We start from the raw sequence: 23,706 nt of genomic DNA on the forward strand, positions 1-23,706 counted from the left end.
GGTGTCGTCACACCCACTACGGGTGTCGTGTTCTCCGAGCACACATCGCCCAGCACGCCGGCCCTCCGCCCACCGGACGCCAGGACGCCAGGACGCCAGGGCGACAGGGACGCCAGGACGGCAGGACGACAGGACGACAGGACGACAGGACGCACCGTTGGTGCGCTGTGTGTGCCTGCCCGGCGGGCAGACGGGGCCGAGCGATTCGGCACGCACGCGGGGCTCTGCGCGGTCGCTCACGAGCGTCACAGCGGTGCTCGAGGGCGCACCGTCGGTGCGCTCTGCGCCCCGCCCGGCCGGTGGGCGTGCAGGCAGGCGGGCGATTTGGCCAGCAGGGTCAGCACTGACGGCCAGCCGGACAAGACCACCGCTGAGCAGACGGTCCCGCAGGCGAAGATCGACCGCGTCGCGGCGGATGTGGACAGGACCGGACTCGTATCAGGACGGGCCGGAAGGCGCCGTGCTGCCTCCGGACGGAGGGCCGGCGTCCCGAGCAATATGGTTGCCGAGAAAGCGACACCCATTGTGGGTGTGACGACACCCGTTGCGGGTGTCGTGCTTCCGGAACATTGATAGGCGTGATCCGTGTCCCGCTCCACCGGATGGGTTCGGGCACGCCCGCTGAGATAGCCCCGGCAGCCGGCCGGGACCCTTCGGCCGGCCCGTGGGCGCTGTCTCAGGTCGGTTGAGTCAGCACTGGAGTCCGGCTGGGACTACTCGGCGGGTGCGTTCGTTACCGAGGGAGATCAGCGAGAAGGGCCTGGCCGACCGCAAAGACTCTTCGACGTCGGCCCATGACGCTATCCATGAACGCCGCTCACGGCACTGAACAGCCGGGACTCGGGACCACCGCGACGATCATGAGCTCGCCGCTCGCTCAGCGACGAACGCACCCGCTTCGGGCCGGCGGCTGGAACCCGTGGCCGGCAGGCCGGGTGGGACGGACGGTTGCCCGCCGGGACGCGTTATCCACAGGTGCCGGCCACAACTCCCACGAGGCCGTTGAAAGTCGCAGAATCATCGGCGACACGGACCGAACTCGTAACGGACGATCGGATCTCTTCGGCCACCGCGACGCCGAATGCCAGGCAGCCCGGCCGAGTTCGAAACGCAACGCCTCTCGATTGGCAGAAACCGGGGCAGCGGCATGGACGCAGATCACGAGCCGAGGCACGACAGCGGCCACAACAACGGCCACGACGGTAGGCACGACAGCGGCCACGATGGTAGCCACAGCGGCGGCCACGACGGTGGGCGACTGGCTCGGCAGGTGGGGCTGGTGATCCAGGCGGCTCGCGGCGAGGCCGGATGGAGTCAGCGGTTACTCGCCGAGCGGGCGGAGACCAGCCAGCAATGGATCTCCCGGGTCGAGCGCGGTGCCGTGGACCCACGACTCAGCCGGATAGAGCGGCTCCTCGGCGTGCTGGGCCGGCGGTTGGCCGTCGAGTCAGCGGCGATCCCGGCAACAGCCTCGGACGATCCGGACCTGGTCGACGAGGCGGAGGCCGCCAGGCTGTTGGACTTCTATGTGCCGAGGTGCGACATCCTGTGGAAACGTCTCGACACGGTGCCTCATGTGCTGGCGGGACGGCTCGCCGCCCTGGCGCAAGGTCTCCACGTCCGCCCGGCCCGGGTGGATCTGCGCATCGCCGAGAAGGATGCCGCAGCCGTGAGCCGCGCCCTGTCCACACTGTTGATGCCCCGGTGGCATGAGCGGCTGCAGATGTACGTCGGTAACGATCCCTTTCTGGACGCGCCCGGGCCGCTGCGCTGGTTCGCCGCCGACCTGGCCGAGTTGCGCATCGAGATCGTGCCGTCGATCGAGGTCGGCTTGACGGTTTCCGTCGATCAGCGGTCCCTGCCCGTGGTGCCGCTGGGCGAGCTCCTCGCGACGGACGCTGACATCGCCCGGCTGTGGCGCCGGGCGGATGCCGCCGCCCGGCCGGTGGGTGGGCGCCCACCGGCCGGGCGCGGTCCGGATCGTCAGTCGATCGAGTAGGCGAGGTTGGGCCGCAGCCAGCGCTCCACCTCGGCGACCGGGACGCCGCGGCGCTTCGCGTAGTCCTCGATCTGGTCCTTCCCGAGGCGGCCCACGGTGAAGTAGCGGGACTCCGGGTGCGCGAAGATCAGGCCGCTGACGGCGGCGGCGGGGGTCATCGCGTACGACTCGGTGAGGCCGACGCCGATCGCCGACGTGCCGAGCAGCTCGAACAGGTCGCGTTTCTCGCTGTGGTCGGGGCAGGCCGGGTAGCCGAGGGCCGGGCGGATGCCACGGAACCGTTCGGCGTGCAGGTCCTCCAGCTTCGGGTCGGCGTCCGGTTCGAACCAGTCACGGCGGGCCTTGAGGTGCAGGTACTCGGCGAACGCCTCGGCCAGCCGGTCGGCGAGCGCCTTGACCATGATGGCCCGGTAGTCGTCGTGCTCGGCCTCGTAGCGGGCGGCCAGCTTGTCGGCGCCGTGGATGGCGACAGCGAAGCCGCCCAGATGATCACCGAAGCCCGCAGGGGCGACGTAGTCGGCGAGGCAGCGGTTGGCCCGGCCGGCCGGCTTCTCGGTCTGCTGCCGCAGCATCGGGAACGAGGCGCCGTTCGCCAGCCTGATGTCGTCGCCGTCGGCGTGGGCGGGCCAAAACCCGTACCGGCCGCGGGCCTGGAACGAGCCCTCCGCGATGATCTGGTCGAGCAGCGTGTTGGCGTCGTCGAACAGCTCCCGGGCGACCGGGTGGTCCAGGATGGCCGGGTATTTGCCCTTGAGCTCCCAGGCCAGGAACAGGAACTGCCAGTCGATCAGCCGGCGCAGCTCGGCGATGGTGGGCGCCACCTCACGGACACCGGTGAAGGCCGGAACCGGCAGGTCACCGAAGTCGACGGTCTCCCGGTTGGCGCGGGCCTGCCCGATGGTGAGCAGCGGCTGCGAGTGGCGCTGCTCGTGCTGGATCCGGAGACGCTCCTGCTCGGCGCGGTTGGCCTCGTCGAGTTTTCCGGCGCGGACCGGGTCGAGCAGGTCGGAGACCACGCCGACGACGCGGGACGCGTCCAGCACGTGCACGGTCGGCCGGTCGTACGCCGGAGCGATCCGCACCGCGGTGTGCTGCCTCGACGTGGTGGCCCCGCCGATCAGCAGCGGGATCTTCATGCCCCGGCGCTGCATCTCGGCGCCGACCGCGACCATCTCGTCCAGCGACGGGGTGATCAGCCCGGAGAGGCCGATCGCGTCGGCGCCCTCGGCGATCGCGGTGTCCAGGATCTTGGCGGTCGGCACCATCACGCCGAGGTCGATGACCTCGTAGTTGTTGCAGCCCAGGACCACGCCGACGATGTTCTTGCCGATGTCGTGGACGTCGCCCTTGACCGTGGCGAGCACGACCTTGCCCTGGCCGCGGTGATTGCCGCTCTCCTCCTTCTCCCGCTCCATGTAGGGCAGCAGGTAGGCGACCGACCGCTTCATCACACGGGCGCTCTTGACCACCTGGGGCAGGAACATCTTGCCGGAGCCGAAGAGGTCGCCGACGACGCTCATGCCGTCCATGAGCGGGCCCTCGATGACGTCGAGGGGGCGGGGCAGTTTCTGCCGGGCCTCCTCGGTGTCGGCCTCGATGAAGTCGACGATGCCGTGGACGAGGGCGTGGCTGAGCCGCTCCTCGACCGGGGCGTCACGCCAGGACAGGTCGACCTCACGCTTGGCGCCCGAGCCGGTGACCGTGGAGGCGAAGGTGACCAGGCGGTCGGTGGCGTCCTCCCGCCGGTCGAAGATCACGTCCTCGACGAGCTCCAGCAGGTCGGCCGGGATGTCCTGGTAGACGGCGAGCTGGCCGGCGTTGACGATGCCCATGTCCAGGCCCGCCTTGACGGCGTGGAACAGGAACGCCGAGTGCATGGCCTCCCGGACCACGTCGTTGCCGCGGAAGGCGAACGACAGGTTCGAGATGCCACCACTGGTACGGGCGCCGGGGCACCGCTGCTTGATCAGCGGAAGGGCCTCGATGAAGTTCTTCGCGTACCCGTTGTGCTCGGCGATGCCGGTCGCGACCGCGAGCACGTTGGGGTCGAAGATGATGTCGTGGGGGTCGAACCCGTCGCCGACCAGCAGGTCGTAGGCGCGGCCGCAGATCTCCACCTTGCGGTCGCGGGTGTCGGCCTGGCCCTGCTCGTCGAAGGCCATCACGACGACGCCGGCGCCGAAGTCCCGGATCCGCCGCGCCTGGGCCAGGAAGGACTCCTCGCCCTCCTTGAGGCTGATCGAGTTGACCACGCCCTTGCCCTGCACGCACTTGAGGCCGGCCTCGAGGACGGAGAACTTCGAGCTGTCGATCATGATCGGGATCCGGGCCACCTCGGGCTCGGTCGCGATCAGGTTCAGGAAGGTGACCATGGCCCGCTCGCTGTCCAGCAGGTCGGCGTCCATGTTCACGTCGAGCAGGTTGGCGCCACCGCGAACCTGCTCCAGGGCCACGTCGACGGCGGCCTGGTAGTCGTCGGCCTCGATGAGGCGGCGGAACTTGGCCGAGCCGGTCACGTTGGTCCGCTCGCCGATCATGACGAAGCCGGTGTCCGGGCCGATCTCGAACGGTTCCAGGCCGCTGAACCGGGTGGTCGGGGCGGGCGGGTCGATGACCCGCGGCGCCGCGCCGCGGACACCCTCGGCGACCGCGGCGATGTGCGCGGGGGTGGTGCCGCAGCAGCCGCCCACGATGTTGACCAGGCCGGCCTCGGCGAACTCGCCGATCAGCTGCCCGGTCTCGGCCGGCCGCTGGTCGTAGCCGCCGAACGCGTTGGGCAGGCCGGCGTTGGGGTGCGAGGCCACGTAGGTGTCGGCCAGCCGGGCCAGCTCGGCGACGTGGGGCCGCATCTCGGCCGCGCCGAGCGAGCAGTTGACGCCGACCACCAGCGGCTTCGCCCGCTCGATCGACCGCCAGAACGCCTCCACGGTCTGCCCCGACAGGGTGCGGCCGGAGATGTCGAGGAACAGCGAGATCCACAGCGGCAGCTCGGGCGCCACCTCACGGGCCGCCGCGATCGCGGCCTTCGCGTTGAGCGAGTCGAAAATCGTCTCGATCAGCAGCAGGTCGACGCCGGCCTCGGCCAGCGCCGAGATCTGTTCCGCATACGCCGCCTTGACCTGGTCGAAGGTGACCGCCCGGTACGCCGGGTCGTCGACCTTCGGCGAGATGGACAGGGTCACGTTGAGCGGGCCGACCGAGCCGGCCACGAAGCGGGGCCGGCCGTCCTTCGCGGCGGCCTCGTCGGCGGCCTGGCGGGCCAGCCGGGCGCCCCGCACGTTCATCTCCCGGACCAGGTGCTCCAGCCCGTAGTCGGCCTGCGCGATGCTGGTCGCGGTGAACGTGTTGGTGGTGGTGATGTCGGCGCCGGCCGCCAGATACTGCCGGTGGACGTCGAGGATGATATCCGGCCGGGTGAGGATGAGCAGGTCCGGGTCGCCGGTGACGTCCTGCGGATGGTCCGCCGGAATCAGCTCGTTGCGGTAGTCGGCCGGGGTCAGCTTCGCGCCCTGGAGCATCGTGCCCCACGCGCCGTCGAGCACCAGAATTCGCTCAGCGAGCAACTCACGCAGCTGGGTGACGGTCTGAGTCAACGAGAACACCTCCGAGATCCCTGAGAAAGTCGGAGGCGCCCTTGTTTCGGGTGGTTCACCGGTCGAGCGTGACGGGTGGTGGCCCCGCTGCAGCGCCTCTCGGCCGGACCGCCAACGATACCGACCCTTTCACTTCGCGTCCGCGTAGGCACCAACCACTGAGACGTCCAGAGGAAAACGCACCGGGGTGACGCCGAACAGCAGCCGCCCGGCCGATGCCGCGCTCGCGTGCACCGCCTCGACGACCCGTCCGGCCTGCTCGACGGGACAGTGCACGACCACCTCATCGTGCACGAACAGCACCAACTCGGCATCCGTACCGGCGAGCTCGGTCCGCAGGGTGGCGAGCAGGACCAGCGCCCACTCGGCGGCGGTGGCCTGAATCACGAAGTTGCGGGTGAACCGTCCCCTCGCCCGGCCGGGTGGTGGGGCCACCTCGTCCGGGGGATCCAGCCCGGCGTCCCGCCACGAACCGGCCGCCGGTGGGCAGGTGCGCCCGAGCCAGGAGCGGACCAGACCGCCGGCCTCCCCGGTCCGGGCGGCGGCCTCCACGTACTCGAAGGCGGTCGGGTAGCGGCGGCGGAGCACCGCGAGGGCCGGGATGGCGTCGCCGCCGGTCTGCCCGTACATCGCCCCGAGCAGGGCGATCTTGGCCTTGCCGCGGTCGCCGTCGAAGGAGTCGGCGGCGAGAGCCGCATACAGATCGCCCTCGGCGGCGGCCCGGGCCAGCCGCTCGTCGCCGGAGACGGCGGCCAGCACGCGGGGCTCCAGCTGGCCGGCGTCGGCGACCACGAACGTGTGACCGGGGTCGGCCATCACGGCCTTGCGCACCACCTTCGGCACCTGGAGGGCGCCGCCGCCCCGGGTGGCCCAGCGGCCGGAGACGACGCCCCCCGGCACGTACTCCGGGCGGAAGCGGCCGTCCCGCACCCAGGCGTCGCACCAGGCCCAGCCGTGGGCGGTCCAGATCCGGTACAGCTCCTTGAACTCCAGCAGTGGGGCGACCGCCGGATGGTCGACCCGGCGCAGCACCCAGCGGCGCGTGTTCGGGATGTCGATGCCGGCCCGGTGGAAGGCGCGCACCACCTCGGTGGGCAGGTCGGGATGCAGGCCGTGGGTGCCGAACGCGGCGTTGATCTCGGCGGTCAGCTCGGCGAGACGGCGGGGCGGGCCCATCGGCTGCGGCGGGCCGAGCAGCTCACGCAACAGCTCGTCGTGGATGTCGGCGCGCCACGGCAGGCCGGTGTGGCCCATCTCGGCGGCGATCAGGGCGCCCGCGGACTCGGCGGCCACCAGCATCCGGAAACGGCCGGGATGACCGGTCTCGGTGATTTTGCGGGCCTGTACCTCGTACACCTGCAGAAGGTCGGAGATCTCCACGCGGCCGGCCGGAACCGCGTCGAAGAGGGCGACCTGCGCGAAGCCTGGTGGTTCGGCGTCCGGCCGTGGCCGGTCCGGAGGGACCGGGAGGCCGCGCAGGCGGGCGACGGCCGCGGCGAGCCCGCGTGGCTCACCCCACCGGCCCGCGTGGCCGAGCAGCAGCGCCTCGGTCAGCTCCAGGTCGTGGCAGCGGGCCACCCGGACGCCGGCGCGCAGCAGCGGCGGGTAGACGTCGGCGGTGACCGTCCAGACCCAGCGTGGCTGCTCGGCGGCCTCCATCTCGGCGATCGTGGCGGCCAGGTCGGGGACGTGCCACCGCTCCCCGGAAGCGAGCCGGCCCAGACGGCCACCAGGACCGTCCGGGTCGGGAACCACCGCCACCAGCACCGGGTGATTGTCACCCGGGGGTATGACAACTCCTACTTGACCGCGCCCGCGGTGAGGCCGGCCTGGATCTGCCGCTGGAAGATCGCATAAACCACGATCATCGGCAGGATGCTCAGGGTGAGCGCGGCGAACAGCGTCGACCACTCGGCGTGGTAACCGGCCTGCGTGGAGATGTTCGCGATGCCCTGGGTGAGCACCCACTTCTGGTCGGCGCCCTGCCCCTGCATGATCACCAGCGGGAGGAGGTACTGGTTCCACTGCCCGACGATGTTGAAGATGGTGATGCTGACCAGGCCGGACTTCGCCATCGGCATCATGATCTGGAAGAACTTGCGGGTGTGCGAGGCGCCGTCCACCGTCGCGGCCTCGTCGATCTCGTGCGGCAGCGTCTTGAAGAACGCGGCCAGGAAGAAGACGGTGAACGGCAGCGAGTAGGCGATGTAGACCAGGATCAGGCCGAGGTACGAGTTCAGCAGGCCCAGGTTCTTCAGGATGTGGAAGAGCGGGGCGAGCGCCATGAACGTCGGGAAGGCCAGGCCGGAGACGAACAGGTAGTAGAGGATCCGGTTGCCGGGGAACGTGTACCGGGCCAGCACGTAGGCGGCCATCGAGCCGAAGAGCATGGTGCCGGCCGTGCTGACCGTCACGACGAAGACGCTGTTCACGAAGTAGCGGCCGATGTGCGCCTGGTCCCACGCGGAGAAGTAGGTCTCCAGCGAGAACGAGTTCGGCAGCGCGAACGGCTCACCCAGAAAGATCTCGGTGTTGGTCTTGAACGAGGCCAGCAGCACCCAGATCAGCGGCCCGGCGGTGACCAGCGCCCAGAAGACGAGGGCGACGTGGGCGAGGCCGTTGAAGGCGCGGACCTCGCGGTGGGTCTCCGCCTTCCTGGTGGGCTTCTTCTCGGAGACGGCCGCGGTCAGGGTAGTCATGTGCGGGCCTCTCAGACTGCGTCACGTCGCGTGACCCGCAGGGTCAGCGCGGCGAAGGTCAGGGTCAGGAAGAACAGCACCACGCCGAGCGCGGAGGCGTACCCGACCTGCGAGTACTCGAAGGTGTTGCGGTAGATCATCATGGCCAGCACCGAGGTGGCGCCGTCCGGGCCACCGCGGTCCACGGTCATGATGTTGATCAGGGCGAACGCGTCGAACGCGGCGATGCCCAGGTAGACCCACGCGGTCTGGATGGTGCCCCAGAGCAGCGGCAGGGTGATCCGGAAGAAGAGGGTGACCCGGGTGGCGCCGTCCAGCGCCGCGGCCTCGTAGATCTCGTGCTCGATCGAGCCCATGCCGGCCGAGAAGAGCACCACGTAGAAGCCGACCGCCTGCCAGACCAACACCACCAGGATGCAGGTCAGCGCCCACCGTTCGTCGGCCAGGAACAGCCACGGCGACCACGAGTCCGGGAAGAGGCCGTTGAGCATGCCGCTCTTGTCCGAGGCGAACACCCGGCCGAAGATCACCGCGACGATGGCGAGGGCCATCAGCTGCGGGAAGAAGAAGATCACCCGGTAGACCTTGGAGCCCCAGACGCCGCGGGTCACGCCGCCGGAGGAGCCGCCGCCCACGTTCAGCAGGAACGCGAAGAGCAGGCCGAGGGCGATCGTCACGATCGGCAGCAGCAGGAGCAGGTAGCCGTTGTGCCGCAGCGACTTCCAGAAGAGGTCGTCGTTCCACAGTTTCACGAAGTTGTCGAAGCCGACGTACTTGATCGATCCGAACCCGGACCAGCTGGCCACGGACAGCTGGAAGGTCTGGACGTACGCCGCCACCACGAAGGTGGCGTAGAGCGCCACCGGCACGGCAAGGAAGCCGATGATGAAGGGGTACTTGCCGTGCCGCATGGCGCTCTACCTCACTTCTGTTCAGCTACGGGTCTGCTTCTGGACCGACGAGTCCTTGGCGAGCGCCTGCGAGGCGGCCTCCATCCGGTCACAGAACTTCTGCGCGTCGCCGCCCTTGAACATCAGGTCGTTGACCGCGCTCAGCGACTCGTCGCCGAGTTTCTTGTACCAGGTGTCGAACAGGTAGCCCATGAAGACGTCCTTGCCGGCCTTGTTCAGCGCGTCGTTGGCGCTGGTCAGGCCGGGGGACAGCTCGACACCGTCGGCGGCGCCGACCACGACGGTCAGCGACTTGGTGAGCTTGGTGAACTCGGTCGCCGCCTCCTTGGAGAGCATGACCCGCAGGTACTCCATGCCGCCACGCGGGTTCTTGCCCTTGGACGACGCGAAGTAGATCTCGCCGGCCGCGGCGTTGAGCGCGGCCGCCGGGAGCTTGTCGGAGCCGGTGACGCTCGGGTACGGCGCGACCGCGTACTTGAAGGTCGGCGGGGTGTCCTTGGCCTGCTCGTTCTCCAGCCAGGAGCCGCACGGGTAGAAGGCGACCTTGTCCTGGTTCTGCTGGAGCTGGACCTCGGTGTGCTTGAGGCCGAGGAACGACTTGTCCAGGTACTTGGTGCCGATCTCGCCCCAGGCCTTGGCGGCCTCGAGGACGGCCGGGTTCGTCCACGCGCCGGGCTTCAGGTTGTCGATGTCCTTGAGGACCTGCTCGGTGCCGATCTTGCCGGCGCTGGTGAGCAGGGCACGGACCATGTAGTAGGCGGCGTTCGCGCCGGCGTAGCCGAACGGGACGATGCCCGCCGTCTTGATCTTGTCGCAGAGGGCGGTGAAGTCGGCCCAGGTCGCCGGCGGGGTCCAGCTGTTCTTCTCGAACAGGGTGGCGTTGTACCACATGCCGAACACGGTGTACGAGTAGTTCAGCGCGTACGGCTTGCCGTTGTAGCTGCCCCACTCGGCCGTGCCCGGGACCAGCGTCTCCGCCACCGTCTTGCCGGGGATGTCGAAGGAGGCGGCAGCGTACAGGTCGGTGAGGTCCTGTGCCTGACCGGCCGCCACGATGGCGCCGAAGTCCATCATCTTGGCGCCCGAGTTGTTGATCATGTCGGGCGCGTCGCCGGCGTTGAGGCGCGGCTGGACGGTCGTCGAGATCTCCTGGGTGGCCGAGAAGTTGACCTTCGACTCCGGCCACTTCCGGTTGTAGAGCGGGGTGTCGACGTCGGTGGCGTACTTGGTGCCTAGACCACCGTCGAAGATCACGATCTCGATCGGCGACTTCGGGTCGATGCCCAGTGGGTTCTCCGCGGACTTCGTACCGGTGGCCTGCTCGGTGGTCGTGTCGTCGCCACCGCCGACGCAGGCGCTGAGCATGCCCACCGCCGGGGTCGCCGCCAGCCCGACGGCGGCGGCACGGCGCAGGAGGCTGCGGCGGTCCAGTTCGGAACTCGTCATGTCAGACATCTTTGTCCTTTCGGGTCAGCCTTTGACGGCGCCAGCCGTCAAGCCGGTGGCGATGTTGCGCTGAACGGCGAGGAAGAAGATCACGACCGGGATGGACGTCAGGATCGCACCCGCCATCAGCGGGCCCCAGTACGTGCCCCGGCTGGTCTGGTTCTGCATCAACCAGGCCATCAGGTTCTGGTTCTCCGGGTTGTTCAGCGTGTTGATGATGATGAACTCGTTCCACGCCTGGATGAACCCGTAGACCGAGGTGGCGACCAGACCCGGACCGGTGAGCGGCAGGATGATCCGCCAGAACACCTGCGCCCGGGTGCAACCGTCGATCATGGCCGCCTCGTCGAGTTCCCGCGGGATGCCGGCGATGAAGCCGCGCAGCGTCCAGACCGTGTACGGCAGCAGCAGCACGATGTAGACGAGGGTCACGCCGATGATGCTGTCACCGGTCAGCTCGGCCCTCTGCAGCATCAGGAAGATCGGGATGAGCAGGGCCACGAACGGCACCAGTTGCACCGCGAGCACCACGAGGATGATCGCGCGCCGCCCGTAGAACCGGAACCGCGCCACCGCGAGGGCGGCCAGGAAGCCGATCACGAGCGAGGCCAGGACCGCGACCACCGTGATCATGATGCCGTTGACCAGCGATTGCTGGAAGTTGGGCGCGTTGAACGCCGACTTGAAGTTGTCCAGGGTCGGCTGATCCGGGATGAACGTGGGGGTGAAGCTGGACCACTCGGTCTGCGGCTTGAACGCGGTGATGAGTACCCAGTAGACGGGGAAGAACATCACGATCGCGAAGACCGAGCCGCTCAGGTTCGCGAAGAAGGTTCCCAACGGGCTGCGCCCGACCGTCAACGTCTGGTCGTTCGCGGGGCGGCCGGCCATCAGTCCACCTCTCCGATCTTGAACATCTGGCGGATGTAGACCGCCATCGCGCCGAGCAGCAGGAGCACGGTGATCACCGCGATCGCCGAGCCGAGGCTGTACTTGTTCTGCGCGAAAGCCTGGAGGTACGAGTACGTCGCGAGCGTCTGGAACTCGGGTTCCGGCTTGCCGTCGCGCATCACCCAGTTCTGGGTGAAGAGCCCGAAGTTCCAGATGATCGACAGCGTCGTCACGATCACCAGAAGCGGCTTCAGGATCGGGATGGTGATGTTGCGGAACGACTGCCAGGCGTTGGCGCCGTCCACCGTCGCGGCCTCGAGCAGTTCCTTGGGAACCTGGGTGAGGCCCGCGTTCAGCGTGATGGCCAGGAACGGGATACCGGCCCACAGCACACAGGCGGTGATCACGATCCACCCCTGGGTGGGGGTGAAGAACCAGGAGTGGTTCTGGAACTCGACGCCGGGCAGCTTGTCGATCATGTAGTTCAGGACACCGACGTTGGAGTCGGTCATCATCTTGAAGACCTGCGCCTGCACCAGGGCGGGCAGCGCCCAGACGAACATCATCGCGACGATCATGGCCATCCGGACGGCTTTGTGCACGCGGCGCATCAGCAGCGCGACCATCAGGCCCGCGAGGACCGTGAGGATCACCGAGACCGCGGTGAAGAGGACCGTACGGCCGACGACCGCCCAGAACGCCGAGTCACTGAGCACCTTGGTGTACTGGTCGAGCCCGACCCACGGCGGGGTGGCTCCGCTCCACAGCTCCCGCAGCTGCATGTTCTGGAACGAAAGGACGACCATCCGGCCCATCGGGTAGGCCAGCAGAGCGGCCAGGAGCAGCAGAGCCGGCGCCGCGAGCAACCACGGCAGGCGGGAGCTCTCCGGACCGCGGCGCTTCCGGCGCGGGGCATCCGGCGCTTGGGGACCCGGTCCGCCCGGTCCAGCCGGCGCGCCTGTCGCGCGGGTGGGCGGGGTGTCGACGGCGTGCATCAGATTTCCTCTCTCAGAAGAAGGAACCCGCTGCCCACCCGCCTCGCGGCGGGTGGGCAGCGCCTGGATCAGCCGTTGAGCGTGGCGGCGATCTGCTCGTCGGCGGCCTTGGCGGCGTCCGCGACGGACTTCTTGCCGGTCAGGATGTCCGACAGCATGTTCTGCAGGATGCTGGCCTTCTCGACGTCGGCCCACTTGCCGGAGGCCGGCACGGCCCAGCTGTTCTTGGCGGCCTCGGCGCCGACGGCGAGCGCCGGGTTTTCGGCGGCGGCGGTGTCGAGCATCGCGGTGGCGTTCGGCAGCGCGCTGGCCTTGATCAGGCCCTTCATCGAGGTGCTGTCGGTGAAGTACTTGATCCACTGAGCGGCGAGCTCGGTGTTCTGGCTCTTCACCGGGACGCCGACGTTCGAGCCGCCGAGCAGCGACGGGATGCCGGGCATCGGGGTGGCGGCCAGCTTGCCCTTGACCTTGGTGTCGATCAGCGCCGAGTTGGGGTCGTTCGGGTCCTTGCGGACCTGCTCAGCGGAGCCGAGCTCCCAGCCGTTGCCGTAGAACATGCCGGCGTTGCCCTGGCTGAAGACCAGGTACTGGTCGGCCTCGTCCTTGGTGACGTCCGCCTTCGAGTACTTCTTGACCAGGTCGACCCACTTGTTGAGGCCCTCCTGGGAGGCCGGCGAGGAGAGCTGCCCGGCCCACTTGTCGCCTTCCTTCTTGGCGATGTCGCCGCCGCTGGCCTTGACCCAGGACATCGCGGCGTACCAGTAGCGGCCCGGCATGTAGACGGCGCCGAACTTCGGGTCCTTGTTCGCGGCCTGCACCTTGTCGGCGGCGGCGATGAAGTCCTCGTAGGTCTTCGGAGCCGTGACACCGGCCTTCTCGAAGAGGTCCTTGCGGTAGATCAGGACCCGGGCGCCGGCGTAGTACGGCACGCAGTAGGTCTTGCCGTCGACCTCGCAGGCACCGGAGAGACCGGGCAGCCAGGTGGCGGAGTTCTCGAAGGTGTCCTTCTTGACCTCGGCGAACGCACCCGCGTCGACATACTTGGAGAACTGGGTGTTGCCGAGCTCCACCACGTCCGGAACGTCGGTGCCGGCCAGCGACGCGTCCAGCTTGGTGAGCACGTTCGCCCACTGCTGGTACTCGACGGTCACATTGGCGCCGGTGGCCTCGGTGAACCGCTTGCTGGCGTCGTCGACGACACTCTTCCAGCCGCTCTGAGCGTCGACCATGAGCCAGACCTTGATGGTCTTGCCCTTGCCGTCGACCTTGCCGTCGGCCGAGACCGTGCCCCCGTCACCGCCGGAGCTGCTGCCGCAGGCGGCGGCGAGCATCGACGCGGCCAGAGCCGCGGCGACCGCGATCTTGCGCTTCACTTTTCCTCCCGAGGGGAATGTCATCTTGAAAGGGTTCAGCTGTCTTTCGCCGCCTTGTGCCCGTGCACCGCTTGGGCGGTGCGCAGGAACGCGGCGTGCGATCGTTCGTGGGTTCGTTGTGCGACGGCGACGTACAGCAGGTCGAGGACGACCAGCTGCGGGTGGCGGGCGCTGAGCGCGTCTGGCCGGAAGGTCGTCGCCTGGGTAGCGGTGAGCAGGACGATGTCGGCGAGCTCGGCCAGCGGGGAACGGGGGAAACTGGTCAGCGCGATGGTGGTGGCGCCCCGGCTGTTCGCTTCCGCGAGCAGCTCGATCGTCTCGCCGGTCTCGCCACTGTGCGAGATGCCGAGCGCGACGTCGCCGGGCCTGGACAAGGCGGCGCTGGCCAGACCGTTGTGCACGTCGGTCCAGGCCCACACCGGAATGCCGATGCGGTGCAGACTGAACTGCATCTCCTCGCCGACCAGCGCGCTTCCGCTGGCCCCGAAGATGTTCACCCGCGGTGCGGCGGCGATCGCCACCGCGGCCCGCTCCACCTCGCCCAGATCGAGCAGTGTGGCGGTGTCGTGCATGGCCCGGGTGTCGGCCGCCATGATCTGGCCGAGAACCCGTTCCAGCGGGTCGCTCGGCTGGATCTCCCGGCCGATGTCCACGGTCCAGCCGGCCGAGCGAGCCCGGCCGGTCTCCGCCGCGATGCCGAGGCGAAGGTCCGCGTAACCGTCGAACCCGACCGCCCGGCAGAACCGGGTGATCGTCGCCGGCGAGGTTCCGCTGCGCTCGGCCAGCTCGACGATGGTGGCCCGGGAGGCCGCGGCCGGATCGGCGAGCACCTGCTCGGCGACCCGCTGCAGCGCCCCGGTGAAGTCCGGCAGCAGAGTCCTGACCCGGGCGAGCACCCCGTCGGCGGGCGGGTGGCCCACCCCGTTCGCGGTGTTCCGCCCGGTCCCGTGGTCGCTCCCGTTGCTCCTGTTCAGAGCGGCGTGGGCGCGAACCAGCGAGGGGGTCACCGCGGTCCACGCGGCGCCGTCCATCTCCGGCTCAGCCATCGGTCACCCTTTCAGGAAGGACTGTTTACTGTCGCGGTAAAAGTTCTTACTAACGGGCCCTCGCTGTCAAGACTGTGAAGGAAGTTTTCAAACCGTTACCGGACCAGCGCGAATGAACTGATGTTTCGGCTGGGGTAGATGACAGCCATCAATCCCCAAATGGCCGTTACGAGGTGACCGCCATCACATGACCGATTTGGGCCCGTTTTCAGCTCCTGCTTGCGGCCGATACGCGACCGGCCGTTCCGGCGACCCACTATCGGCTGATCATTCGGTATCCGTGACGCGCCGAAACCTCGCCGTCACACAAGAAACAAGATCAAAAAAATTTCCGGTACGCCGCCCGCGCCGAGCCGTGGAACCATGGTGGCAATTGTCCATATTTCAGGAGAATTAGGTATGCGATGGTTTCCGGTGATCGCGGGCGCGGTCCTGGCCTTCCCCAGCCCCGCCCACGCGAAGATCACCTTCGACTTCGGCGCCAACACCGGTCACGTGGACGCCGAGGACGTGCGGCGCGCCTTCGGCTGGGACGCCGCCACCCTGCGGAGAAAGGCGGCCGGCCTGGAGTTCCAGCACGTGCGGCTGGTCCAGGACACCTACTCGGTGGTGTGTGACGGGGCCAGCGCCCGCCCGGTCCGGGCGGTGCACACCGCACAGGACGCGAAAGAGTTCCTCACCGTCGAGGTGGTACGCGGACCGCCCGCGCGGGACGTCACCGGCTTCCGGATCGTCAAGGCCTACGCGGGGATCTCCGGCACCACGGTCCCCCCGGAACCGGGCACGCCGTGCCCGGCGCCGGGAACGGGCGCGACGGTCCGCACGTCCCGCGTCGTGTCGACGACGGTCACCACGACGCTCGTCGCCGAATCCGGCTCGACCCGCGCCGAACTGCTCCGGGTCGTCACGGAACCGGCCGGTGTGTGGGTTTCGGGTGCGCTGCGCGCCCGAAACCCACACACCGGGGTCTAGCCGTGCTGGATGGCCTGGGCGAAGACCTCGGAACGGTGCTCGAAGTCGCGGAACCGGCCGTAGCTCGGCGCGGCCGGGGACAGCAGCACCACTCCCCCGGCCGGAGTGACCTCGCGGGCCAGCCGGACGGCGTCGGCCAGATCCTCGGCCATTTCGGTGCGGATCCGCGGCAGACCGGCCAGCGCCTCCAGGATGCGGGGGCCGCTGTCCGGCAAGCCGATCACGCTGAGTTCGCGGTCGGCGAGGAAATCACGTAACGGTGTGTAATCCAGGCCGCGATCGTTGCCGCCGACCAGCACGGTGAGTGGCCGGTTCTCGTACGCCTCGATGGCGTGCATGGCCGCGTACGGACTCGTCGAGAGGGTGTCGTCGACGAACGTCAGCCCGGACGGGTCCTCGATCTCGGCCAGCCGGTGCGGCAGCCCCCGGAACGACCGGACCGCCGCCTCGACGACCGCCCGCTCGGCCTCCACGTCCACGCCCATGCCGTCCAGCACGGCCAGCGCCACGCACAGGTTGCCCTCGTTGTGCCGGCCCTTCAGGCGCAGCGCCTCCCGCGGGAACAAGACCTCGTCGCTGCACCAGACCTGACCGTCCTCGACCCGGAACCGGGAATCCCCGGCGGCGGCCGGAACCGGCGCGAACCGGCCCGCGTCGGCGACCCCGCGGATCTCGTCGCGCAGCCGCTTGTCGGTGCCGTTCACCACGATCAGCTCCGGGCCGTGCCGCAGGATGTTCAGCTTGTCCCGGTAGTACTCCCGCTCGCCGCCGTGCGCGTCCAGATGCTCCGGGAACAGCGACGTGACCACCGCCACCCGCGGCGAGTCGGTCAGGTCGGCGCACTGGTAGCTGGACAGCTCCAGCACATACAGCTCCGCCTCCGGCAGGTCGAGCAGCGGCACCCCGATGTTCCCGCCGTACGCGTTCGGCCGCCCCACCGCCGCCAGCAGGTGACTGATCAGGCTGGACGTGGTGCTCTTGCCCTTGCTGCCGGTCACGCCGACGGTCTTGGCGGCATGGTCGGCCATCCACAGCGCGCTGCCACCGGTCACCGGGATCCCGCGCTCCCGCAGCCGCGCCATGAACGGATGGGTGGACGGCACCCCGGGCGACCGGACCACCACGTCGGCGCTGGCCAGGGCCGCGAAGGCGTGCTCGCCGCCGGCCAGCGGGGCGAGCTTCGCCAGCTCACCGGTCCACTCCACGGACAGATAGCTCGCGCTGTCGTCGACCGCGATCAGGCGGGACGGCTCGTGGCGGGCGATCGCGGTCACCGCGGCCCGGCCCTCCCGTCCGGTACCCCAGACCGCCACCGATCGGCCGCGCAGGTCTGCCAGGCGCACGTCGTCTCCCCGCTTCGCGTCGAACCTCGTCGGACCGAACTAATATTGCCCCTCGGCCATAGGCAAGGAGACTCCGGGTGCGGTTCGACGTCATGCAGTTCCCCTCGTACGCGTTCGATCCGGCGACGGGGGTGGCGACGTTCGACTACCTGCTCGACGGCCCGGAACCGCTGCGCTTCACCGAGACGATCACGCTGCCGGTCCCGGCGGACCCGGCGGTGCCGGAGGCCCTCACCCGGGTCCTCGGCCTGCTGCACGTGGTCGCCGGGGTGAGCTACTTCAAGGTCGGCGCGCCGGCCCGGGTGGTCGCGCCCGAACCCGTGCCACCCCAGGTCGCCGATTTCCTCACCGCCGTCTACACCAAGGGCATGGCGGAGTACGCGTACCGCAACCGGCTTCCGCACGTGCTGGAGCTGACCGTCGAGACCCCGGGCGTGATCCCGGCCGCGGCGCCCGCCGAGGTCACCGGCGGCCGGCCGCTCTCCGCGGTCGGCGGCGGCAAGGACTCCATCGTCACGCTGGAGATCCTGCGCGCCGCGGGCCTCGACCCGGTGCCGTTCTCGGTCAACCCGAACCAGGTGATCGAGAAGGTGAACGCCGCCTCCGGGCTGCCGGCGCTGGCCGCCCGCCGCAGACTCGACCCGCGGCTCTTCGAGCTGAACAAGGCCGGCGCGCTGAACGGGCACATCCCGGTCACCGCGATCAACTCGCTGATCGCCATCGCCACCGCGGTCTGGCACGGGCTCGGCCCCGTGGTGATGTCCAACGAACGATCCGCCTCCGACCCGAACCTGATCTGGAACGGGCACGAGGTCAACCACCAGTGGTCCAAAGGGGTGGAGGCGGAGGGGCTGCTGCGGTCGGCCGTGGCGGCGTACGCGGGGCTGGCCGATCCGTATTTCTCGCTGCTGCGGCCACTGTCCGAGCTGCACATCGCGCAGCTGTTCGCCGGTCACACAGCGTACGATGATGTTGTTACCAGCTGTAACAAGGCGTTCAAGTTGCACGACCCGTCGGCACGCTGGTGCGGTGACTGCCCGAAGTGCCGGTTCGTGTTCCTGGCGATGGCGCCGCACATGCCCCGGGAGCGGCTGGCGCACATCTTCGGCCGTGACCTGTTCGCCGACCCGTCCCAGACGCCGGGCTTCCTGGAACTGCTCGGCATCGACGCGCACAAGCCGTTCGAGTGCGTGGGCGAGGCCGAGGAGTGCCTCGTCGCCCTCGCCATGCTGACCGACGACGCGCCCGTGCTGGTGGCCCTGCGCGCCGCCGTCCCGCAGACGGCGTGGGCGGAGGTCTCCCACTCCGGCGTCTTCACCCCGGGCGGCCCCAACCACGTGCCCCCGGCCTATCGCAAACTCCTCGACGAGGCCATCTGACCACTCCGGCCGGCTCCGGGCGGCAGCCCCGTGAGAACAGCCGGCCCCCAGCGCGGTCTCGCGCCGTCGGAGGCCGCCCTCAGGGCCGGCCACGTGAAACAGCCGGCCCCCAGCGCGGTCTCCCGCCAGAGGAGGCCGCCCTCAGGGCCGGCCGGGCCAAGGTCGGCGGGTAGCGTTCCGGGGCGTGGCCGACGAGATCTATGTGGGAAACGCCGACCCGGACGCGCTCGCCGACCGGGGCTGGCTGCTGGGGCACTTCAAGCCCGAGGGCGACCCCCGGCACAGCACCGACGTCGAGATCAAGTGGGGCCGGCATCCGCGCGGCGACCGGCGGGCCGAGTGGGTCCGCGGCGAGGAGCGGACCGCCCTGTTGGTGCTGATCAGCGGCTGCTTCCACATGGAGTTCCCGGGCCGCACCGTCGTCCTCGACAAGCAGGGCGACTACGTGGTCTGGCCGCGCGGCGTCGACCACTCCTGGTTCGCCGCCGAGGAGTCGGTCGTCCTCACCGTCCGCTGGCCGTCCGTCCCCGGCTACGCCGTCCGCAGCGCCCATCGGCCTCAGCCCGGCGGGCGCGGCACCGGCGGGACCACCCGGTGAGCTCGCGCCGCACGGGCGGAACGGCCCGGGTGTGGTCGAGGGCTCGGAACGGCGTACCGATGCATGGGGTCATTCGGGGGCGTCGTGATGGATGCGCGCGGGCTGCACGCCGAGCCGGTGCAGCGCGGCGCTGGTGCCGGCCAGCATGAGCGGCGGCCCGGCCAGGTAGACCTCGTGGCGGGACCACTCGCCGTAGGCGGCCACCGCGTCGGTGACCAGGCCGGACGCGTACGGCCCGGGGTCGCCCCCGGCCACCACCGGAACGACCGTGGCGCGCGGCGACCGGGCGGCCAGCTCGTTGAGGGCGTCGATGTCGTAGAGCTCGTCGAGGTCGCGGACGCCCCAGAACAGCACGGCCGGCCGGGCGTCGGCGGTCGCCACCAGCTCGGCCAGCATGGCTTTCATGGGGGCCACGCCGGTGTCCCCGGCGATCATCAGGATGCCGCGGCCCGGTTCGGCGGGCAGGCCCATCTCGCCCTCGGCGCGGGTGAGCCGGACCCGGTCGCCGGGCACGGTGTGGTGCACGAGAGCGCCGCTGACGCCGGTCTCCGTCTTCGCCCGCACGTGCAGCTCGAACAGCTCGTCCCGGCGCGGGGCGCCGGCCGGCGAGTACGGCCGCCACACCCCGGGCACCGCGCCGACCTCGAACCGGGCGAACTGGCCGGGACGGAACGGCATCGGCAGGCCGGGCCGCAGCGTGATCACCGCCAGGTCGGGGCGCCGCCTGTCGTGCGCGATCACCTCGGCCGGCCAGATCGTCGGCTGGTACGCGCTGAGCGTCCCCCCGTGCACCAGCCACTCGTAGAGGTGCTGCCACGTCCAGCGCCACGCGTGGTCGAAGTCCTGCCGCCAGGCGCCCGGAGGCATCCCGGCACGCATCGCCTCGGCCAGGGCGGCGCCGACCACCCGCAACCCGGTCCACTGGATGCCGCATTCGGCCAGCACCGCCCCCACCTGGGCGCATCCGGCGACCAGGGCGGGCGGATCGTCGAGCCGGTGCACCAGCCAGGTGATCGCGCGGGTCAGCCGGGCGCGCTGCGACGCGGCCGTGCCGGGCAGCGCGTCGAGCAGGGCCGGCTGTGCCTGCCGCAGCGCCTCCCACAGCCTCCCGGCGACCTCCTCGACGCCGCCCGCGAAGGTGAGGCTGGTGCTGAGCAGCCGTTGGGTGTCGCGCAGCGCCTGGCCGTCGGCCGGGTCCATGCCGTCGTGCCGCGGTGCGCCGCGTTTGCCGGGCACACCGGGTCGGCGGGGGCCCGGGTGCTCGCCGGACGGCTGCGGCGGCGGGAACTCGGTGCCGGGCGCGCCGAGCGGGCGGGCGCCGGAGATCGGTGGGATGTTCGGCACCGGGACGGTCGGGCCGGACGGGACGACCCCGCCGACCGGTGGCACGCTCCGGTCGGGGCCGCGTGCGGCGGCCGCCGCGTTCTGCGCCGCGGTGGCGGACCGGGCCTGGAGGCTGGACCGGCCCAGGGCGGCGCCCGGGTCACCGCGCCAGAGCAGACCGGAGTCGGGCCGGGTGGTCCCGCCGCCGGTGCGGCCGGAGTAGTACGGCGGCGCCGGGCCTGCTTCCGGCACCCCGGCCTCCTCGTCGTCGTCGGACGGCGCCGGGGAGGGGATGTCGGAGAGCGCGGCGGCGGCGTCGGATGCTCCGGCGGCGGCCGCGTCCGGCGCGTTCTGGCGTAGCCGGATGGCGCGCAGCAGGGCGAGCAGATGCGGATCCGACACGGATCACCCCCGGCGAACTCGACAAGGGTGACCCTACCCCGCGAATAATGCCGGTGTGCCAGCACTCAGCATCACCAGCCCGGACGATCCGCGGATCGGTGACTACCTCGCCCTCACCGATGTCGAGCTGCGGACCCGGTGGGAGCCGCCGAACGGTCTGTTCATCGCCGAAGGGGAACTGGTCATCCAGCGGGCGCTGCGGGCCGGTTACCGGATGCGGTCGGCTCTGGTCGACGAGAAACGCGCCGGCCGGCTGACCGGGCTGCCGCCGGAGGCGCCGCTCTACACCGCCCCGCCGCCGGTGCTGGAGTCGATCACCGGGTTCCACGTGCACCGGGGCGTCCTGGCGTCGTTCCACCGGCGGGAGCTGCCGTCGATGGAGGAGCTGCTGGCCGGGGCGCGCAGCCTGGCCGTCCTGGAGGGGCTGAACACGCACACCAACCTGGGCGCGCTGTTCCGGAGCGCGGCGGCGCTCGGCATCGACGCCGTGGTGCTGTCGCCGAGCTGCGCGGACCCGCTCTACCGCCGGGCGGTACGGGTCAGCATGGGCGAGGTGTTCGCCATCCCGTACGCGAAGTCGGACGACTGGCCGGGCACCCTCAAGGCGATCCGGGCGGCCGGGTTCACGCTGCTGGCGATGACCCCCGGCGACGGGGCCGTGGCGATCGCCGACCTGACCCCGGCGCAGCGGGAGCGGCCGGCGCTGCTGCTCGGGGCGGAGGGGCCGGGGCTGACGCGTACCGCCCTGGAGGCGGCCGACGCGGCCGTGGTGATCCCGATGCACAACGGGGTCGACTCGCTGAACGTGGCGACCGCGGCCGCCATCGGGTTCTACGAGATCACGCGTTAGGACCGGGGCACGAGACGGCCGCCGGTCCAGGCGAGCCCCATCCCGGCGGCCAGCGCCAGAAGGGCGCCGACGGTCGGGATGGGCTGGTCCGCGGACGTGCCCATCCCCATCGCCGGCGCCGCGAGCATCAGCAGCACCCCGTCGGCGGGGTTGACGAGTTTGGACCGGAACACCGCCCAGCCGAGCAGCAGCATCCCGGCGCCGCAGACCGCCGCGGCGGTGGGGAGCAGGCCGGGCACGTGCCCGCCGGCCGTCGCCGCGTTCGCCACCACGGTCTCCGCCGGCCGCGCGGCCGCCGGCAGCAGCATGGTGGCGCCGGCCAGCGTGGTCAGCAGACCGGCCACGGCGCACCGCCGGGTCCGGGAGCCGGCGAGCAGCCCGGCCAGCGCGATCAGGGAGATCATGGCGAGCCATCCGGCGATCAGGCCGACCGCGAGCGGGCCGGGCGCGCCGTGGACGCCGAGGGTCAGCCAGCCGTAGAGGACCGCGGCGACCGGGAGCGCCCACAGGGCCAGCCGGGCGTACCTGCGGACCGACCAGATCCACACGGCGTCGCGCACCGGCAGCGGATGGGTGTCCGTCTCGGTCGTGGTCGGGGCGCCGACCCACGCCGGCGCGACCCGCAGGGGTCGGCCGCTCGCCGTCTGACGGTGGCTGATGCTCATGGCTCCGCCTCGTTAGCTGGGGCAACAAGCCGAGCGGCCGGGGGCACCGGTCGGGAATCCTGCTGCGAAGCATGCCAAAAGTCACCGTCAGATGCGGCGAATCCCACAAAAGGCCGAAAAGTCAGCGCTTTTCGATGCGTTGTGGTCCGCCGAGCACCGCCGCCGGCGGGATCGTGCCGGGCGCCGGCAGGCCCGGCTGCCCGGACGCCTCCGCCTCGGCCTCCCGGACCGCGTCGTCGACCCGCCGCGCCTCGGCCGCGGCGGCCTCGGCGGCGGCCGCCGCCTCCCGTTCCACGGCCGAGACGTCCATGTCCGGACGGGGTTCGTCGCCCACCATGTTCGCCAGCCCGCCGAGCGCCCCGCCCAGCCCCTCCAGGGCCTTGGTGAGCTCGGTCGGCAGGATCCACACCTTGTTGGCCGTGCCGTTGGCGATCTGCGGCAGCGACTGCAGGTATTGGTAGGCGAGCACCTTCTGCGACGGGTTGGCCTGGTGGATGGCGTCGAAGACGGTCCGGATCGCCTTGGCCTGTCCCTCCGCCTGGAGGATGCGGGCCTGCCGGTCGCCGTCGGCCCGCAGCACGGCCGCCTGCTTCTCGCCCTCGGCGGTGAGGATCTGCGCCTGCTTGTGGCCCTCGGCGTTGAGGATCGCGGCCCGCCGGTCCCGCTCGGCGCGCATCTGCTTCTCCATCGAGTCGCGGATGCTCGGCGGCGGCTCGATCGCCTTGATCTCCACCCGGGTCACCTTGATGCCCCAGCGGCCGGTGGTCTCGTCCAGCACCCCGGACAGGTGCCGGTTGATCTCCTCACGGCTGGTCAGCGCCCGCTCCAGGTCCAGGGAGCCGATCACGTTCCGCAGCGTGGTGACGGTGAGCTGCTCGATCGCCTGGAGGAAGTGGGAAATCTCGTACGTCGCCCGCACCGGGTCGACGACCTTGAAGTAGAGCACCGTGTCGATCGAGACGACCAGGTTGTCCGAGGTGATCACCGGCTGCGGCGGGAACGACACCACCTGTTCCCGCATGTCGACCTTGGTCCGGACCGCATCGACGAACGGCACCAGCAGGTTGAGGCCGGGCGAGAGGGTCCGCTTGTATTTGCCGAGCCGCTCGACGACGTCCATCCGCTGCTGCGGAACGATCCGGACGGCCTTGACGAGCGTGGTCACGGCGAGCACGAAGATGGCTATGACGAGGATCAGGATGATTTGTTCCATTACCCCAC

The 23,706-nt window shown here is 70.3% G+C and carries 18 protein-coding genes; 5 read left to right on the forward strand and 13 right to left on the reverse strand.

Annotated features, from left to right (window positions below; genetic code table 11):
• Nucleotides 1–1,279: 1,279 nt before the first annotated feature.
• Nucleotides 1,280–1,999 carry a helix-turn-helix transcriptional regulator gene (locus AB0I88_RS28315; protein WP_361031016.1) on the forward strand — a complete coding sequence of 240 codons (720 nt, stop codon included), beginning with the start codon at nucleotides 1,280–1,282 and terminating at the stop codon, nucleotides 1,997–1,999.
• Here AB0I88_RS28315 and metH read toward each other — a convergent pair.
• The 9 genes from metH to AB0I88_RS28360 all read right to left on the reverse strand — a co-directional run bounded on the left by metH (nucleotide 1,984) and on the right by AB0I88_RS28360 (nucleotide 14,953).
• Nucleotides 1,984–5,592, reverse strand: coding sequence for a methionine synthase (metH, locus tag AB0I88_RS28320; RefSeq protein WP_361031019.1), 3,609 nt, complete (start codon nucleotides 5,590–5,592; stop codon nucleotides 1,984–1,986). The genes AB0I88_RS28315 and metH overlap by 16 nt on opposite strands.
• A gap of 129 nt (nucleotides 5,593–5,721) precedes the next feature.
• Nucleotides 5,722–7,314, reverse strand: coding sequence for a bifunctional 3'-5' exonuclease/DNA polymerase (locus AB0I88_RS28325; protein ID WP_361031166.1), 1,593 nt, complete (start codon nucleotides 7,312–7,314; stop codon nucleotides 5,722–5,724).
• Nucleotides 7,315–7,391: 77 nt separating this feature from the next.
• Nucleotides 7,392–8,291, reverse strand: coding sequence for a carbohydrate ABC transporter permease (locus AB0I88_RS28330; protein ID WP_361031022.1), 900 nt, complete (start codon nucleotides 8,289–8,291; stop codon nucleotides 7,392–7,394).
• 11 nt (nucleotides 8,292–8,302) lie between these two features.
• On the reverse strand, nucleotides 8,303–9,202 hold the full coding sequence (locus AB0I88_RS28335) for a sugar ABC transporter permease (protein WP_361031024.1): 900 nt from the start codon (nucleotides 9,200–9,202) through the stop codon (nucleotides 8,303–8,305).
• A gap of 21 nt (nucleotides 9,203–9,223) precedes the next feature.
• On the reverse strand, nucleotides 9,224–10,657 hold the full coding sequence (ngcE, locus tag AB0I88_RS28340) for an N-acetylglucosamine/diacetylchitobiose ABC transporter substrate-binding protein (protein ID WP_361031028.1): 1,434 nt from the start codon (nucleotides 10,655–10,657) through the stop codon (nucleotides 9,224–9,226).
• A gap of 15 nt (nucleotides 10,658–10,672) precedes the next feature.
• The gene (locus tag AB0I88_RS28345) at nucleotides 10,673–11,539 is read right to left on the reverse strand and encodes a carbohydrate ABC transporter permease (protein WP_361031031.1); all 867 of its coding nucleotides are present in this window, start codon (nucleotides 11,537–11,539) and stop codon (nucleotides 10,673–10,675) included.
• Complete coding sequence (locus AB0I88_RS28350) at nucleotides 11,539–12,405, reverse strand: sugar ABC transporter permease (RefSeq protein WP_361031034.1); 867 nt, start codon at nucleotides 12,403–12,405, stop codon at nucleotides 11,539–11,541. Before AB0I88_RS28350 ends, AB0I88_RS28345 begins: the two co-directional genes overlap by 1 nt.
• 197 nt (nucleotides 12,406–12,602) lie before the next feature.
• The gene (locus AB0I88_RS28355) at nucleotides 12,603–13,907 is read right to left on the reverse strand and encodes an extracellular solute-binding protein (protein ID WP_361031037.1); all 1,305 of its coding nucleotides are present in this window, start codon (nucleotides 13,905–13,907) and stop codon (nucleotides 12,603–12,605) included.
• Nucleotides 13,908–13,942: 35 nt separating this feature from the next.
• The gene (locus AB0I88_RS28360; RefSeq protein ID WP_361031040.1) at nucleotides 13,943–14,953 is read right to left on the reverse strand and encodes a MurR/RpiR family transcriptional regulator; all 1,011 of its coding nucleotides are present in this window, start codon (nucleotides 14,951–14,953) and stop codon (nucleotides 13,943–13,945) included.
• A gap of 399 nt (nucleotides 14,954–15,352) precedes the next feature.
• Here AB0I88_RS28360 and AB0I88_RS28365 point away from each other — a divergent pair, with 399 nt between their 5' ends.
• Nucleotides 15,353–15,925, forward strand: a complete 573-nt coding sequence (locus AB0I88_RS28365) for a hypothetical protein (RefSeq protein WP_361031043.1) — start codon at nucleotides 15,353–15,355, stop codon at nucleotides 15,923–15,925.
• On the opposite strand, the gene murD is transcribed toward AB0I88_RS28365, so the two are convergent.
• A complete protein-coding gene (gene murD / locus AB0I88_RS28370) occupies nucleotides 15,922–17,268 on the reverse strand; it encodes a UDP-N-acetylmuramoyl-L-alanine--D-glutamate ligase (protein ID WP_361031046.1) in 1,347 nt (448 codons plus the stop codon). The genes AB0I88_RS28365 and murD overlap by 4 nt on opposite strands.
• Nucleotides 17,269–17,360: 92 nt before the next feature.
• Here murD and AB0I88_RS28375 point away from each other — a divergent pair, with 92 nt between their 5' ends.
• The gene (locus tag AB0I88_RS28375) at nucleotides 17,361–18,647 is read left to right on the forward strand and encodes a hypothetical protein (RefSeq protein WP_361031169.1); all 1,287 of its coding nucleotides are present in this window, start codon (nucleotides 17,361–17,363) and stop codon (nucleotides 18,645–18,647) included.
• Between the two features lie 184 nt (nucleotides 18,648–18,831).
• On the forward strand, nucleotides 18,832–19,245 hold the full coding sequence (locus tag AB0I88_RS28380; RefSeq protein WP_361031049.1) for a signal peptidase I: 414 nt from the start codon (nucleotides 18,832–18,834) through the stop codon (nucleotides 19,243–19,245).
• 69 nt (nucleotides 19,246–19,314) lie between these two features.
• Here AB0I88_RS28380 and AB0I88_RS28385 read toward each other — a convergent pair whose 3' ends face one another.
• A complete protein-coding gene (locus AB0I88_RS28385) occupies nucleotides 19,315–20,970 on the reverse strand; it encodes a flavohemoprotein (protein WP_361031052.1) in 1,656 nt (551 codons plus the stop codon).
• 55 nt (nucleotides 20,971–21,025) lie between these two features.
• On the opposite strand from AB0I88_RS28385, the gene AB0I88_RS28390 reads away from it, so the two are divergent.
• Complete coding sequence (locus AB0I88_RS28390; protein WP_361031055.1) at nucleotides 21,026–21,820, forward strand: RNA methyltransferase; 795 nt, start codon at nucleotides 21,026–21,028, stop codon at nucleotides 21,818–21,820.
• Here the strand turns inward: AB0I88_RS28390 and AB0I88_RS28395 are convergent.
• Together AB0I88_RS28395 and AB0I88_RS28400 are read right to left on the reverse strand one after the other, a co-directional pair.
• Nucleotides 21,817–22,485, reverse strand: coding sequence for a hypothetical protein (locus AB0I88_RS28395; RefSeq protein WP_361031058.1), 669 nt, complete (start codon nucleotides 22,483–22,485; stop codon nucleotides 21,817–21,819). The genes AB0I88_RS28390 and AB0I88_RS28395 overlap by 4 nt on opposite strands.
• A 121-nt stretch (nucleotides 22,486–22,606) precedes the next feature.
• On the reverse strand, nucleotides 22,607–23,698 hold the full coding sequence (locus AB0I88_RS28400) for an SPFH domain-containing protein (protein ID WP_361031061.1): 1,092 nt from the start codon (nucleotides 23,696–23,698) through the stop codon (nucleotides 22,607–22,609).
• Nucleotides 23,699–23,706: the final 8 nt, after the last annotated feature.

It is taken from the genome of Actinoplanes sp. NPDC049802, from assembly GCF_040656595.1.
Classification (GTDB): domain Bacteria; phylum Actinomycetota; class Actinomycetes; order Mycobacteriales; family Micromonosporaceae; genus Actinoplanes.

Bases quoted from the DNA above. Each gene is read 5' to 3' on its own strand.
- AB0I88_RS28395 (WP_361031058.1), bottom strand. From the start codon at position 22,485: ATGAGCATCAGCCACCGTCAGACGGCGAGCGGCCGACCCCTGCGGGTC.
- AB0I88_RS28365 (WP_361031043.1), top strand. From the start codon at position 15,353: ATGCGATGGTTTCCGGTGATCGCGGGCGCGGTCCTGGCCTTCCCCAGC.
- AB0I88_RS28375 (WP_361031169.1), top strand. From the start codon at position 17,361: ATGCAGTTCCCCTCGTACGCGTTCGATCCGGCGACGGGGGTGGCGACG.
- AB0I88_RS28400 (WP_361031061.1), bottom strand. From the start codon at position 23,698: ATGGAACAAATCATCCTGATCCTCGTCATAGCCATCTTCGTGCTCGCC.
- AB0I88_RS28345 (WP_361031031.1), bottom strand. From the start codon at position 11,539: ATGGCCGGCCGCCCCGCGAACGACCAGACGTTGACGGTCGGGCGCAGC.
- AB0I88_RS28330 (WP_361031022.1), bottom strand. From the start codon at position 8,291: ATGACTACCCTGACCGCGGCCGTCTCCGAGAAGAAGCCCACCAGGAAG.
- AB0I88_RS28335 (WP_361031024.1), bottom strand. From the start codon at position 9,202: ATGCGGCACGGCAAGTACCCCTTCATCATCGGCTTCCTTGCCGTGCCG.
- AB0I88_RS28360 (WP_361031040.1), bottom strand. From the start codon at position 14,953: ATGGCTGAGCCGGAGATGGACGGCGCCGCGTGGACCGCGGTGACCCCC.
- ngcE (WP_361031028.1), bottom strand. From the start codon at position 10,657: ATGTCTGACATGACGAGTTCCGAACTGGACCGCCGCAGCCTCCTGCGC.